15 protein-coding genes are annotated in these 15,117 nt (G+C 41.9%); 4 read left to right on the forward strand and 11 right to left on the reverse strand.

Annotation, left to right across the window (positions count from 1 at the left end; translation table 11 throughout):
- Window positions 1-45: 45 nt before the first annotated feature.
- The 5 genes from H589_RS0104275 to H589_RS0104295 form a co-directional block, all read right to left on the reverse strand.
- Entirely contained in the window at window positions 46-2,298 is a 2,253-nt protein-coding gene (locus H589_RS0104275) for a carboxyl transferase domain-containing protein (RefSeq protein ID WP_027720885.1), read from the reverse strand.
- Window positions 2,299-2,434: 136 nt separating this feature from the next.
- Window positions 2,435-3,853, reverse strand: a complete 1,419-nt coding sequence (locus H589_RS0104280) for an ATP-binding protein (protein WP_027720886.1) — start codon at window positions 3,851-3,853, stop codon at window positions 2,435-2,437.
- Between the two features lie 27 nt (window positions 3,854-3,880).
- Window positions 3,881-4,252, reverse strand: a complete 372-nt coding sequence (locus H589_RS0104285; protein ID WP_027720887.1) for a PilZ domain-containing protein — start codon at window positions 4,250-4,252, stop codon at window positions 3,881-3,883.
- Window positions 4,253-4,308: 56 nt separating this feature from the next.
- The gene (locus H589_RS0104290; RefSeq protein WP_027720888.1) at window positions 4,309-5,058 is read right to left on the reverse strand and encodes an OmpA/MotB family protein; all 750 of its coding nucleotides are present in this window, start codon (window positions 5,056-5,058) and stop codon (window positions 4,309-4,311) included.
- A gap of 3 nt (window positions 5,059-5,061) precedes the next feature.
- Window positions 5,062-5,814 carry a motility protein A gene (locus tag H589_RS0104295; RefSeq protein WP_027720889.1) on the reverse strand — a complete coding sequence of 251 codons (753 nt, stop codon included), beginning with the start codon at window positions 5,812-5,814 and terminating at the stop codon, window positions 5,062-5,064.
- 109 nt (window positions 5,815-5,923) lie between these two features.
- Here H589_RS0104295 and H589_RS0104300 point away from each other — a divergent pair, with 109 nt between their 5' ends.
- Together H589_RS0104300 and H589_RS0104305 are read left to right on the forward strand one after the other, a co-directional pair.
- Window positions 5,924-6,751: a purine-nucleoside phosphorylase gene (locus tag H589_RS0104300; protein WP_027720890.1), complete on the forward strand. Its 828-nt coding sequence runs from the start codon at window positions 5,924-5,926 to the stop codon at window positions 6,749-6,751.
- 174 nt (window positions 6,752-6,925) lie between these two features.
- Window positions 6,926-7,603: a hypothetical protein gene (locus H589_RS0104305; RefSeq protein WP_027720891.1), complete on the forward strand. Its 678-nt coding sequence runs from the start codon at window positions 6,926-6,928 to the stop codon at window positions 7,601-7,603.
- 131 nt (window positions 7,604-7,734) lie between these two features.
- Here H589_RS0104305 and H589_RS0104310 read toward each other — a convergent pair whose 3' ends face one another.
- From H589_RS0104310 to H589_RS0104330, 5 genes are all read right to left on the reverse strand, one after another.
- Window positions 7,735-8,547 carry an ATP-binding protein gene (locus H589_RS0104310; RefSeq protein WP_027720892.1) on the reverse strand — a complete coding sequence of 271 codons (813 nt, stop codon included), beginning with the start codon at window positions 8,545-8,547 and terminating at the stop codon, window positions 7,735-7,737.
- A gap of 161 nt (window positions 8,548-8,708) precedes the next feature.
- Window positions 8,709-10,310: a hydroxylamine reductase gene (gene hcp / locus H589_RS0104315; protein ID WP_027720893.1), complete on the reverse strand. Its 1,602-nt coding sequence runs from the start codon at window positions 10,308-10,310 to the stop codon at window positions 8,709-8,711.
- Window positions 10,311-10,412: 102 nt separating this feature from the next.
- Window positions 10,413-10,604 carry a ferredoxin gene (locus H589_RS0104320; protein ID WP_027720894.1) on the reverse strand — a complete coding sequence of 64 codons (192 nt, stop codon included), beginning with the start codon at window positions 10,602-10,604 and terminating at the stop codon, window positions 10,413-10,415.
- Window positions 10,605-10,757: 153 nt separating this feature from the next.
- Window positions 10,758-12,068, reverse strand: coding sequence for a 4Fe-4S binding protein (locus tag H589_RS0104325; protein ID WP_027720895.1), 1,311 nt, complete (start codon window positions 12,066-12,068; stop codon window positions 10,758-10,760).
- A 42-nt stretch (window positions 12,069-12,110) separates the two neighbouring features.
- Window positions 12,111-12,734: a 4Fe-4S binding protein gene (locus tag H589_RS0104330; RefSeq protein ID WP_027720896.1), complete on the reverse strand. Its 624-nt coding sequence runs from the start codon at window positions 12,732-12,734 to the stop codon at window positions 12,111-12,113.
- Between the two features lie 116 nt (window positions 12,735-12,850).
- Between H589_RS0104330 and H589_RS0104335 the strand changes: the two genes are divergently transcribed.
- A complete protein-coding gene (locus H589_RS0104335) occupies window positions 12,851-13,531 on the forward strand; it encodes a Crp/Fnr family transcriptional regulator (protein ID WP_027720897.1) in 681 nt (226 codons plus the stop codon).
- Here H589_RS0104335 and H589_RS0104340 read toward each other — a convergent pair.
- Entirely contained in the window at window positions 13,526-14,116 is a 591-nt protein-coding gene (locus H589_RS0104340) for a methyltransferase domain-containing protein (protein ID WP_035075079.1), read from the reverse strand. The two genes, H589_RS0104335 and H589_RS0104340, sit on opposite strands and share 6 nt — an antisense overlap.
- A gap of 133 nt (window positions 14,117-14,249) precedes the next feature.
- Here H589_RS0104340 and H589_RS0104345 point away from each other — a divergent pair, with 133 nt between their 5' ends.
- Window positions 14,250-15,110 (forward strand): SPOR domain-containing protein, encoded by an 861-nt coding sequence (locus H589_RS0104345; protein WP_169433104.1) that lies wholly within the window; start codon window positions 14,250-14,252, stop codon window positions 15,108-15,110.
- Window positions 15,111-15,117: the final 7 nt, after the last annotated feature.

Raw genomic sequence — 15,117 nt, forward strand, 5'->3', positions numbered from 1 at the left:
CATACATTAGCGAAGGTTTATGTGGACGTCAGGTCATCAAGTGGCCTATCTATAGTATAAATTCCTACCGCCCATAGTCATTAAGGACTGTTGAATATTTTTAGCCATTTCGCGCCTATCCCATATCCCCTGAATATGCCCTCGCGAAAGTGCATTCCATGCATTATGATAATCCGGTGGGACAGCAATACCTGTTGTCTCAGCGATAACCCTTGGTCCTGCAAAACCTATTTTCGAAGACCGTATACCAAACTGGTAAGGTGAACATCCAAGAAAACTGGCAACTGATCCACCATAAGAATTGGAATCGTAAATAACTAGATACAATCCACCTGCATCTACGTAACGACGTAACGCCATAGTACAACGAGGCATCTGAAGAACTCCGTTTGTACCTTCCTGAATTCTAATTCCGGCAGTTCCATGGATATAAGCAATGAGAGGCAGCTGTTTACGCTGTGCCCGCTCTGTGGCACGAATAATTTTTTCCCCTTCAGCAGCTCCGACCGATCCCCCTCTAAAAGGGGCTGCAAGACAAATGACAACAGCATTAATATCATTCATGCGTGTTTCAAATGTTATGCAAGCTGAGCGCAAGCCTGTCTTTTTGCGAGCCTCATCAAGTTTCAAGTCAAATCCTTCATAGTCAATAGGATTTGCTGATTCTATTCCGGAATTAAACTCAAAACCATCGGCGTAATTAAAAACATTATACAGATACCACTGATATTCCATGGGAAAATGGTGTCCACAATGGCTGCATACCCCAGCAAAATCTCTAAAAAGATCTGGTCCCCAAAGGTCAAGGCAACCTTCTTTAGCAGCATTAGGACAGGAGTACGTCCGATCTACACGACCTCGTGGGCTGTTATATTTCCAGCGCCCCTCTTCAAAACAAGGTCCCTGCCCCGGATTAGACAGACAAAATAATTTATCACGAACTTCTGCTGACATTTTACGCTCAGACAAACATTCGTTATTATTCTTTTGGAGTATTCGTGCAGTGCGCTCTTTAACAAGGTGGGCTTCCGCCTGAATTTCTTCCATCCCCTGCTTTGCAGCTCTAACCCCCCGCCCCACGAGATTATAAAAAAACCATGATTTAGTCGCCCAGGCGACTCCCTGAATTGCTGAAACAGTGCGTAAAAAGATTGACCGGTGGTCCATGTAAGCAGAGGTGGATAACCTGCGAAATTTTTCATAACGCTTCTCGACCAGCCGTTTGCGCGCTCTATGACTCAGAGCCCAGCGCATGAAAACATCCTCTCCTTCATCGGCATTCTGCTGCTTAAGTGCCATAGCCCGAAAAAGCTTAAGGCCTTTCACTGAAATACATGCTTCATTAGTCGCTCTTATAACCTCAGTCCGCAACTGCCTGAAAAAATCGTAACTATTCGGTTTTGCACCAAGATCAGGTTCTTGAATAATCCGGTCAATATATCCCATTCTGAGGTTATCAGCAGCAGTTATAGCCAACCTTTTTGCACATCCAGCAATCAATGTATCACTGACCCTTTCCCCGTCAGTAAGGTTTGCTTCAATTGCTGCAGCTCCCTCAGGGGAAATAACAGAGTAATAACCATGAGATAGCATTAGCCTGCGGTCGGCAAGACCTATGGCCTCGGCACCGCCTGAACCGCCTTCGGAAATAACAGATATAATCGGCACATCAATGTTGCCCATCTCATAAATATTTTTGGCAATCTGCTGCGCTGCTCCGGGATAATCTTCTACTGGATATGAACCGGGAGTGAAAACGTAGGTATGAATAGGTATTCCTTCAGCCTGTGCAACCTTCATGTAATGCAAAGCCTTGGCATTACCCCAAGGTTTTACTGAACCGCCATTACGAAATTCCTGCCCATGCCCCTTTTCCTGACCAATTACCATAACAGGCTGGTGAATAATCTTCTGGCCGACTCTACGGGTTATATATGCCTGTGCAATGAGCATTGAAGGGTCAATACTGAATTCTCCAAGCCCACCAAGTTCAGTATAATTATCGTAAACATTCTCCAGAATATCTGTAAGACAGATACGTTGCGGATGGCGGACAATGCGCACGAAATCCATAGGACTAAGTTCTTTTTCGAGTTTAGATTCAAGGAAAGAAAAAAGATCTTCTAGACGGGAAAGCCTGCGTGCTGATTCCTCATTTGAAAAAGAGTTTCGCAATTCACGGAACTCACTTAGCTCAGAACTGAGCATAGCTATATTGGCATTTTCGCCATTACTGAAAATGTCCCTTATGTAAGTAAGCCGCTCTGAAAGAGCATCTATACGCTTGTCAGTGTTCATATTTAAAAGACGCTCTTAGCACTTTGATTGGTGATTTCGCCTCCGGTAGCCAAAGCGGACATTCCCCTTTGCTAACCACAGCTGCAAAGCCATTACATCACAGCTGAAAACAATGTGTATGATTAAATTAAGACAGCTAAAATTCAAGTAATCCTGAAGTCTTATCAATCAGATAAGAAATATTTGATTCTAAAGGTCTACCAGACCTGTCAAAACCATTTAAAATTAATTCTTCCAAGAATTGCACTCCTCGCCTGCGTGCCTGCTCAAGAGTGCCTCCACGCACAATTGCGAGAGCCAGATTGGGATCAAATTCAGTAGGGATATCATAATCGCGGTCAGTCGGAACCTGAGTATAAACGCTGAGCCAATCATGTTCGTTCCAACCAAATTCTGTAATTCGGCCTACCCACGGATTAAAATAATTATCAGGATTTTCCGCTATAATCCGATACTCCAAGGCAACCCCGCCAAGTGTAACATTATCCTGAGCATATTCCATAGACTCTCCCAGACCAAGTCGAACCTGCTCACGCACAATATCAACATCATCATTACCATCAATCGCAGCAATGGAAGCAGAAACACCATTTTCAACCTGAATACGGGTATTTACTTCCATAAGAAATGGTTCACCACGCGGAGTTACAATCCATTCCCACGTACCGACGTTATCGTAAGCCACTTCGCGGGCCATGGACAGAGAATGAGCTGTGATATTTTCCATTACCTCGGCAGCATTAAAAATATAATTTATCTCATCAGGAGCAAAACCGGGGGCAACTTCAATGCGTTTCTGATTCCCATTACTTTGTACCGAACAATTGCGAGTACCAAAATGAACATGCTTCTTTCCACTACGCTCGGATACAATCTGTACTTCAAGATGATTAAAGCCGTAAATACGCTGCTCAATTAACACGCCTTCATCATTAAACTGCCGTTTTGCGTAGTTACGAATACGTCTGTAAACAGACTTAAATTCATCAGGATCAGTAACTTCTTCAATCCCCATACCTCCACCGCCGGCAGAAGCTTTGACCATTATAGCCGGGGCCTGAAAGCCCTGCTCACGCTGAAAAGAGAAAAGACTTTCCGCAAGTTCTACAGCCTCAAGTTCATCATAGATCGGGCTGTCAGAACCGGGAACGGTAGGAACGCCCAGACTGCGGGCTAAGCGCTTGGTATTAATTTTGTCACCAAGCTCTTGAATAATCCACCATGATGGACCAATAAATATTAATGGATTATTTCTATCAACAACTCTGCGGGCAAACCTGAAATCCTCAGCAAAAAAACCATATCCAGGGTGAATAGCTGTTGCATTACATCTGTCCGCTACGCTGAAAATTTCATTAGCATCGCGATATGAACTAATTCTGAAAAGGCTGTTTTCCCCACCTTCATCACGCGCAAAACGTACATGCCCACTATCGATGTCAGCTTCAGTATAAACACAGGTAAAATCCTGACCAAGCTCAACACAGGCTTTGGCTATCCTGATCGCAATCTCACCACGGTTGGCAATTAAAACTTTGTGCTCAGCTTTATACACTTAAAAACCACCACAACTAGTTATTGGCTATTTGCATGCACCATTTTTCTTACGCAGCAGAATCATCCGTTTCTGTACTTCAAGGACCAATTTATCAAGACGTTCTTCCTGATACTTATCCAAATCAACAAAAACACAACCCATAAGCCCATCACCAATATCTCGAACAACTTTAGCTTCAAGATTTGATAAAAGAACCTTTTTGCCCAAAATAAATTCTATTTCAAACTGCTCATCAACATTAAACGGCTCTTTTCCTGAAGAAAAAGCCAATCCGTTTACGCTAAAATCTTTAACACTATAAGCCCCGGTGCGACCCGTAATTTTAATGACAAGCCCCGGAAGACTCGTCCGGAATGCACCTCTGGCCTGATTTTTACTTTCAAATAAAATTTCCATTACGCTCTCCAAATAATGTTCAACAGTTTTAGAAAGTCCCGCCGAACAACCATACATTATGGTCCTGTCAGTATCTTATCCAGTACAAATTCTACCCGCCTGTTTCGCATACGATTTTGCGGAGAATTATTAGGTACTAACGGTTCCATCTCCCCTAACCCCGTAGCCGTCAATCGATTCGGCTTAAGACCTAGCTTCATTAAAAACCTTAAAACATTTACTGCTCGTAAGGAAGATATTTCCCAGTTATCTTTAAGCCTGCTACCCTTACCCGGCTGGGTATTATCAGTGTATCCTTTAATATTAATATACTGATCGGGATGCTTCAAAAAGAAATCTTTAAGAGCCTTAATTGCGTCTTGTCCTTTCTTAGTCAACGTAACACGCCCCGGCTTAAACAGTACATCAGCAGGCAACTTGATCGTAATTTGTCCATCTTCAAATTTTGCACTCAAAATGCCTGCCACACCCTTGGTGGTCTGAAGATACTTCACAGATTCAAAAACCTTACGCTGAGCCTTGATAATCTGTCTGCGGGTCATAACCTGATTAAGAATAGCCCCGGCCTCTTCTCTTTCGACTCGACTGGTAGCAACCTTATTCATTTTACCGGTGATAGCCTGTGTTACAGACTGAAAAGTCATGTCAAATTTTTTAGCATCAATCTCAGACATTGAATAAAGCAAAATGAAGAAGACCAGCAGAAGCATGGATAAGTCAGCAAAAGTAGTTATCCACTCATTAGTATCGTCTTCGTCTTCCGGATCATCAATTACGAGCATCCCTTTAGTCAGATCATCACTCATAGACTACTCCCCAGCTCTATCTCTAGGTGCCTGAAATGAAGATAACTTTTCATATACAAGTCGTGGGTTATTATTCTCAAGGATAGATTTTGCTCCCTCAAAAATAATTTCAAGATGCAATTGCTCCTGAAGAGTTCTAGCCTTAAGTTTAGCTCCGATAGGAATAAAAAGAAGCGTTGCAAGCAAAGATCCGTAAAAAGTCGTCAAAATAGCAACTGCCATTGCAGGACCGATAGATGCCGGATCTTCAAGGTTTGACAGCATCTGAACCAGACCGATAAGAGTCCCGAGCATACCGAATGCAGGAGCAAGACCGGCAAGGCGCTTATAAACATCCTGTGCAATTTTATGACGCCTTTTCATGGCAGAAATCTCAATCTGCAAAGTGGCACGAATAAGTTCAGGATCAGCATTATCAGCAATCAGCTGGCATGATTTTCTTAAAACAACATTTTCCGTCTGAACATTTTCAAGAGCGATAAGTCCTTCACGGCGGCTGATTTCGGCAACCTTAACCATGATATTAACAACTTCATTAACCTTAACTTTTCTTGAGGAAAATGCCTTAAAGCCCGCAACCATGGCCTGTATGACTTCTTCAAAGGGGAAAGCAACGCAGATGGATGCCAATGTACCACCAATAACAATCATCATACCGGGAACATTGACAAAAACATCAACAGCTCCACCAATAAAAATTGCCCCCACAACCAGAGAAAGTCCCACAAGCATTCCGATTAAAGTGGAAAAATCCATAGAATCCCGTTCTCTTTTCAGTTAGTAGTGAATCCGGTAGGCAGAAAAAACGTATGAACCCCGATTCTATCTGCCCATTAAATCAACAATCAAACCACGAGTAACACCTATGTCCTCCCCAGAATCTATAAGTACTATTAGCAGGCATATACTAGAAAAGATAGATAATTTTCAACATGGTACAACCGGAATCATTCTTGGTTCCGGTCTAGGAGAAGCCATTACCAAGCTGGATAAATCTATAACAATACCCTACTCTGAAATTCCTGGCCTCCCTCAATCTACAGTCAAAGGACACAGCGGCTCTCTGATCTACGGCTTTATTAATGAAAAACCTATACTTGTCTTTAGCGGCCGTTTTCATCTTTATGAAGGATACAGTGCCGCAGAAGCCTGCACTACTGTACGGGTCATGGGAGAAATGGGTATTAAAAGAATATTCATTACTAATGCCGCAGGCGCACTTAATCCCCAGTACGACGCTGGAGATCTCATGCTGATAACTGATCACATCAACCTCACAGGACAATCTCCTCTTACTGGTCCAAATCATAATAACTGGGGATTACGCTTTCCTGACATGAGTAAAGTATACTGCAGTGAACTACGTAAAATAGCCCTTGAAGCCGCAAAAGCCGTTTCTGTCCGCCTTGAACGTGGTGTATATATGCAGATAAGCGGTCCCAATCTTGAAACACCTGCGGAAACCCGCATGTACAAAATGATGGGCGCGGATGCTATAGGAATGTCTACAGCGATTGAAGCGGTTGCCGCTGTACATATGGGTATCAAAGTTATGGGTATTACATGCCTGACTAACAAAAATCTGCCAGACTGCATGGCCGAAACAACCCATGAAGCTGTAATCGAACAAGCTACCAAATCATCTGCTGCAATGTCCTCTTTGATGAAAGAAATTATTTCTCGCTTGGATTAAAGGGACTGTCATTTTAATGGCTTAATTTGCCGTCGCCTATAAATAATCCTAAAATGCCACGGATTCAAGGGGCTGTATACACAACTCTTTTTATCCGTGGCATCTTCATTGCTACCTGTTTAACAGCAGCAAATCTATGCCCTTTTGCAGATATTATTAAATGGGGAACTTTTCATGAAAACCAAAAAATTATTCATAATTATAGCTTCGACAGCTCTTATGGCAGCCGCAGCATGTTCTGGGTATCAGGAACGTACACTAGACTACCTTGGGAAACGTCCTACAACAGGATCTTTTTTTAAAGAAGATGCAACGCCCATGGTAACAATAAACTACAAAGCAGGAACCCAGATAGCCAATCAGCTTGAAGAAAGACTGCCACCGGGGTCCCCTATAACTGTTACTATGTTCCGCATGCGCGGCAGCCAACTGCAAACAGACTTTGCAAAAGTGCTTACCGAACAGCTTGCATCAAGAATTGCTCAAGAGGGATTTGCTATTGTTGCTGACAGTTCTAAATTTCCAATGACTGCTTTAGATGATGATTTTGCTCCGCCTGAAAGATGTGTTCTTGCTGGGGCGTATTCAGTTGGCCCGGAAATTATCTCTATCACAGCCGCAGTCACAACAGTCAGCGATGGAGAAATTCTCGGATCATATGACTGGACAGTGCCGCTTAACTCGAAAACAAGAGCTCTGTTACCTATAAAAGAGTCACCATACATAGAACCCATGGTTAACACATCTGGGCCCATTGAAAAAACAGAAGCTGCTCCCAATAATTTCACGCCGCAATTCGAAACAGGATTACATAATAGAACTCCAGGTTTTGAGCAGAATATTATGGATTAGCTGAAGAAAGATAAGCCTCTAAAAACTTGATTGCTTTTTTATAACTAAAACGGGAAAATACATATTTAATATGTATTTTCCCGTTTAGCGTTTAAATCTTCGCAACTGCGTGGCTATAATAAATTACTAATTTAAAGGGGAACTGGCTGTGCCAAACTTGTTCTGGCTTTAATTTCTCCAGTTCTTTTCACAATAATTTTTTCTGCCGGGATATCTGCATTTGCCGCTTTAATAGCTGCGGCAACTATTCTACTGAAGTTTGAGCAGCAAGGAACTTCCATTTCAAGAACGGTAATAGACTTAATACCACTGATAGAAAAAATTTCAGTCAAGCGTTGGAGATATAGATCGACATCATCAAACTTAGGACAGCCCATCAGCACTTTTTTGCCAGGTAGAAATCTTTCGTGATATCCGGGAAGAGATACAGCAACACAATCAGCTGTAAGCAACAGATCTGCTCCTTTAAGAAAAGGGGCCTCAGCAGGAACAAGCCTGATCTGAATGGGCCAATGAGTTAATTGCGAAGGTCCGGGTTCGCCCCCCTTCTCTGTCGGAATATTTGCTTTCCGGCAGGGAGAAGGTTCAAATGTCTGTAATTTTGAGCCGCTGCAACCGCAACCGCTACTAACTTTAGGCTGAGTACTATCAAGCCGCAGGCTTTCAGGAGAAGGCATATGATCAGGAACATTCCGCCCCTGCTCTTTCAACAGATTCTTCACAGCATCAGGGTCAAAATCATCTGCCTCAACTTCTATAACTTTCAAAGCTCCTGTGGGACATTCCCCGAGACAGGCTCCCAGCCCATCACAATATTTTTCTGCAACAAGCTTTGCCTTTCCGTCAATAATCTGCAAAGCCCCTTCTTCACAGCCCGGCACACACTGTCCGCAGCCGTTACACAACTCTTCATCTATCTGAATTAACTTTCGTATTACTTTCATATTATACTCCGAAAAATATATATTTCAGGGAGCTTGCGTCCCTGCAGGCCTAGAATTTAATGAGGGCTAAAAATGACCATCACCAGAGCTCATTCCTGTTGCAAAATTTCAAAAAAAAGGATGGAAAAGAACTACAGTCTTTCCCATCCATATAATTATTTTTAACCGAGAATAGCCTTGAGATCTTCTTCAGGTGTACTGATAGGCATGATGTTAAAATTTTCAACTAAGAAGTTTAATACGTTAGGAGTTACAAATGCTGGAAGACTTGGTCCGAGACGGATATCTTTGATACCGAGATGGAGCAGAGTCAGCAAAATAGAGACTGCTTTCTGCTCATACCATGACAAAATCATGGATAGCGGTAACTCATTAACACCGCATTCAAATGCACCGGCAAGAGCTACGGCAATCTGAATCGCAGAGTATGCGTCATTACACTGCCCTATGTCGAGCAAACGGGGAATGCCGCCGATATCACCGAGTTTCTTGTCAAAGAAACGGAACTTGCCGCATGCAAGAGTAAGGATAACAGTGTCGTTAGGAGCCTGTTCAACAAACTCAGTATAATAATTACGCCCGGGCTTAGCACCGTCACACCCGCCAACAAGGAAAAAATGTTTGATTGCTCCAGACTTAACACCTTCGATAACCTTGTCAGCCACGCCAAGAACTGCGTTGCGAGCAAAACCGCAAAGGACTGTTCCTTTATCTGTATCAGCTGCGAAACCGGGAAGTTCTTTTGCTTTTGCTATCACTGCGGAAAAATCACCGTTAGTCACGTGTGTAACACCGGGCCAACCAACCAGCCCAGTTGTAAAGATATTACCCTTGTAACTTTCTACAGGTTTCTGGATACAGTTTGTGGTCATAAGAATAGCACCGGGAAACGCCGCAAACTCTTTTGCCTGATTCTGCCATGCTGTTCCGTAATGTCCGTAAAAATGATCAAATTTTTTCAGTTCAGGATAACCGTGACACGGTAGCATTTCACCGTGGGTATATATATTAATTCCAGTTCCTTCAGTCTGCTCAAGAAGCTGACGCAAATCTTTCAGGTCATGACCTGAAACAAGGATAGCCTTACCGGCTTTTGCACCAAGTGGAACTTCAGTAGGTACAGGATGACCATAAGCTCCAGTATTCCCTGCATCGAGAAGTTCCATAGCCTTTAGATTCATTTCACCGCATTTCATTGCCAGTCCGACCAGTTCTTCCATACTGAGAGATTTAGGTACGCTGGCAAGAGCTTCATGGATGAAAGTATATAAAGCTTCATCTTCCTGACCGAGAATAGCTGCGTGATCAGCATAAGCAGCTACGCCTTTGAGGCCGTATACAAAAATTTGTTTTAAAGAACGCAAATCTTCATTTTCATCAAATGATGTAACAGAGAAGGATTCACCCTGTTTGCTAAGCTCAGCGGCTGTGCCTGTTATAGTTATAAATGAGCCGCAATCAGCACTGACTTTTGCAGCTAATGCATCACGTGCAGCAACAACATTTTTAATGACTGGAACAAATCTTTCTTCGTCAAAATTAACGTTGGTAAGGGTTGAGAAGACTCCTTCTGCAGTCAGCCTGTTTATTTCGTTTGAAACAACAACTCCTTCTTCACGGGCAGCGGTTGCTGCTGTTCCAAGCTCAATAAGAACATAAATCAGAAGATCCTGAATAGCTGACACTTCATCGGTTTTCCCACAGACACCTTTAACGGTGCATCCCTGGCCTTTTGCTGTCTGTTCACACTGGTTGCAAAACATTTGTTTCTCCTTTTCAGGTAAATTTATTTCCTTTCCGTTGAATGCAGAATAGGAAATCCCCCCTTACAAGTATTTGATTCAGGTCAAAAATTCATATTCTTTTTAATCTTCCCAAAAAATACAGTTTACCGGACAAATTTCCATAGCGGCTTCTATCTTTTTTTCATCAGCACCTTCTGGATTGAATACCTGTGCCAGATCACCAGGGCCCATTGAGAAAACTTCCGGGCATTCTTCAACACAGGCTTCACATCCGATACAACCATCAATATCAACAACTACAATACGACTCATAATCATTCTCCTAAAAACTGACTATTAATTTTAAATTTAACATACTCGCAGGGCTTATAAAACCATTTTCAAATTGTTTTGCATTTAAACGAGAATAATTACTATAAAGGTAAAGTAAATGTATTTTAAAGAAAAAGCAGAGACGAACAGATATTAAATACGTGCCACACCCAAAAACAAAGCATGCAGAGAAATAATAATTACTAAAAAGATACTGCGAGACAGGGAAGCGGAGGTAAAAGGAAGCTTGTAATTAATGCTGGAACTGGAGCAAGAAGAAATACAATCACCGCACATGGTGCAAGAAAGCCCCGGACGCCCTGCTTCAATATCTAATTTGGAAAGGGCATCATAACGACACGTCTTGCTGCATTTCATACATTTGCAGCAAGAAGATGAAATACGCATACGCCACGGTGAGAGCTTACCCAGTAAATTAGAAAGAATCCCAAGAGGACAAAAAGCTGTGCAATGAACCATCATCCCCATTTTCATGGAAAAGTGTACCATAACCAAAATACCGACTAGACCGAAACATACTGCAAACCATATAGCTGTATAACCGGATATTCCTATATATTTCATACCCCATGCTGCACCGACAACCAACAGAAAAAGGACAAAACGCAACCAGATAAGTTTACGCATAAACACCTTAGAAGATGGTTTCATGCTGAGACGACTGCACTGATCATCCCATGCTCCAATATAGCAAAGATGGCTGCACCATGCCGGACCGACCAGCAGTACTGATACTGTAAAAAGAATCGGCATGAAAAATCCGCTGCCGCGAAATACAGGTCCGCCAACAATTAGAGCAGGTACAGGGAGATGTAGTACTCCTGTCATCAAAAAACGTTCAACTCCTGCAAGTCCAAGTACAAGCTGACCGAAAAATATCAGTGAAAAGAAAGCCCAGATGCGTGGGCGGATATTTTTTGCTCCTTGCGGTGTGTACATCTTATCGCCTATCCATGCTGCATATAAAGCAAGCAAAAATATTTCAGCTCTGCCCCAGCCTGGTAAAAACCGGTCAACCATAAGAATCGGGAAATTTACTTTACTACGGGCTATCTCAAGCAGCAAAGCAGTAAGCAGAAATATAGATGCCTTAAACCATCCCCTTTCCGCATGCCGTGAAAAATACTCCTGCCCTGTTTTTGAATAAGCAGAGACAGCTGAAAATAAAGTAAGGGCAAAAAGTAAAGTCATAATTGCAGCCAGTCTTATCCAATCATCCCCAGTATTGGTTCGGAGGCTGATCAGGTCAGCACCATTAACGACCCATATGAATGCCCCGAAAGAAAGTGATACTGCTGCGACATAGCTGAGCCATAGTTCTCTGGTAAAGGTAAGAAGACAGAGTGCAATTAAAGCAAAAGCAAAACCCCAATCCCCACCGCGAAGCGCATGAGCAGCAAGCAGAAGATATGAAATAGTTATGAAAAAAATACTCAAAAACATTTCCTCTTTATACAACAGACAGCATACCCTGCATACAAAATCCTAGTCTTTAAGAAGTTTATCATAGCCGAGACTATCCATAACTACTCCAAACCGCTTACGTTCTTCATAGTTTTTCATCCATATTTTCACGGCCTTACCAATAATACCCAGAACTTCATCACTGGAATAGACTCCTGAAAGTTCTGTTCCAAGGCGGGGATGACGTCCCAGACGTCCGCCGGCAAGAACCCGCCAGCCGTTGCGAGAACAAGAAATAGCTTCTGTAGGACAGTTGGCGACGCAATAACCGCACTCCAGACATTTATCTCTGGCAATGACAATACGTTCGCCGGACAGCTCCATAGCTTCATCAGGACATGAACGCACGCATTCCTCACAATGGATACAGTTTTCATGATCAATAACAGGCATACAGGCACGTATAAGTCCGATATCAGCAATATGGGGGCGTGAGCACCCATTGGGACAAGCTGCCACTTTTACAGAAAAAACTTTATGTCTATTAACCTTTTCACCGTAGTGTTTTTTTAAAAAATCACTCCACCCGGTATCAGCAATTGTTTTTTCAATATGTTTTGAAAAAGAACTTTCAATAAATAATGCAAAGCGGCATTCTCCGCCTTCTATACCCCGACAAATATTAATTGAAGCAGTTTTGCTCATAGTAAACATCCTCTTCCCATGTTATCAGGCTGTTAAAATATTACTATCATAGATTGGAAAACAAACTGACTTAAGTCATATAGCCACTAGATTAATTGTATTAAAGGATAGTTATAATGAAAACAAAGAATAATCTTGAAAAAATAGCCCTGTTTGCAGGCCTGTCAGACTCTCAATTAGAAAAACTGGAATCCATTGCTATCCCTAGGGATCTTGTTAAAGGAGAACAGATTTTCATTTCCGGTGAAGAGGCAAAAGGATTTTACAGTGTAGCGTCCGGTAAAGTTAAAATATATCGTGAATCACTATCAGGTAAAGAACAGATAATTCATATTTTCGGAACAGGGGAAATTTTCGGAGAAGTTCCTGTATTTCAAGGGAGCAGCTATCCCGCAAGTGCCATAACTCTTATAAAATCAACTCTACTCTATTTCTCACGCGAGAAGTTTGAGCGTATTATACGGGAAGATCCAGAACTGGCAATGTCCATGCTTGCTCTACTATCCGGCAGACTCCGCCAGATGGTAAACCATGTTGCTGCGCTAAGCCTGGCTGAAGTACCCGGAAGATTGGCAAGTTACCTGCTACTCCTGAAATCTACCCAAAAATCAAATATTCTTGAGCTGGACTTGCCCAAGGGACAAATTGCAGCGTATCTGGGAACAATTCAGGAGACTCTCTCACGCATTTTCAAAAAGATGAGTGAACAGGGACTTATCAAAGTAGAGCGTAAAACAATTGAAATTATTGATGAAGAAACATTAGAACTAATTGCCAGCGGTGAAGAACAGCTATAATTTACGCAGAATAAACTCAATACAACTTTCACATACAGGTGTACGGGTCTGATCAATCTGCTTTTCTGCCAGACTCATACGGAAAAAATCCCGTACAACTTCAAGTTTTTCAAGATAAACCTGTTCACCGAACCCAGTGACAAGATCAAGTATATTTACAGATCTTGGAGACCAGGACTTAGTTTTGTAAACTGTAAAAGTCCATTTATGCTCTTGATTAAAACGACTAGGCCATACACCCTGTTCATACATGTCCTCATCTGGAACTGAAATAACCAAAAAACCACCCGGCCTTACAATACGTATCCAGTTTTTCAAGCCTATGATGCAATCATCCAAATCCTCCAGACAATGGCTTGAATGTAAAAAATCATAACTGTTATTTTCTACATTTTCCATAAGCATTGCATCGCCATCATCTTTATCCCATGTACGACAAGAACGCATTCTGGCAAATATTCCGGCATATTGCCCAAGAGGATCTGGTCCACCACCGATATCTATACCGTCGCCCGCAAAATAACGGGTATGGAAAGGACCTATATTATAACGTCTCTTTGCCGCTTTGCTCTGTTCTTTACCCATTATTGTGCCTCAAATTAATTTCGTATTAATATTTACAGAACTAATCAGAATCAATATACATTAAGAATACTTTACTTAAAGGACTGTGTACAAAAAAATGATGTGTTTCACCAGAATTTTTATATGGACGTATGTGCTTATATGCGTAGCAATATGCAGCCCTGCTATATCATCTGCTCAATCAATAACTATTTTGGGCAAAGGTCTTTATCAAATTATCCCTTCAGAAACAAATAAAAACAAAAATATCCTTACCTTAAAAGACTATGCACAACTGAAAGACACTGTTGATATAGAAGCTGTCAAAGGAACTTCTTTCGGTTTCGAATTTGTCCTCGATGCAGCTGAACCTGTTAGCACCGTCCTTGAAATACACCATCCTAAAATAGCTCATGCAGTTGGTTTAGGGTACACAACTATTCATACTTTCCCTGTAGAATTAACACCTGATGAAAAGTATTTTGCGGGCTGGAATTTTTCAAAGACCGAAGAACTTCAAGCCGGAAAATGGACATTCGGTTTTGCCCTTCCTGATAGCCCTGTATGCGAGTTCTCTGTCACGAACATTGAAGAGCTTGTATATGACGGAAACAGCCTTAAAGGCGTTAAAGAAGTAAAAGTAATTAAAGAGAAAACCGATGCCCCCCAAATAGTTGCAGGTACAACCATTGCTGCTAAAACTGAAACAACAATTGAAAATGCAACGGATAAAAAAAGTTTGCCGTATGGAAAAACTTTAACGAGATACCTTGTAAGAGGGGGGAGGTTCCTATCGCTTGCTGAAGCTGAAGAGAATGCAGCCAGAGTTAAAAAAAGAGGGTTTGAGCCTTTTATTTTTGTGAGGGAAAAAAGCAAACAGAATTATTGGTACTATCTCTTCATCCGTATGTTTGATTCAGAGCAGGAGGCAACAGATTTTGCAACAAAATACAGGCAGGAATTTCGTCGCATGGCCGTTCCTCAGAAAATTAAAATTAAACTGGCCCCTATGTAAATAAAAA

The organism is Maridesulfovibrio zosterae DSM 11974 (assembly GCF_000425265.1).
Lineage (GTDB): Bacteria > Desulfobacterota > Desulfovibrionia > Desulfovibrionales > Desulfovibrionaceae > Maridesulfovibrio > Maridesulfovibrio zosterae.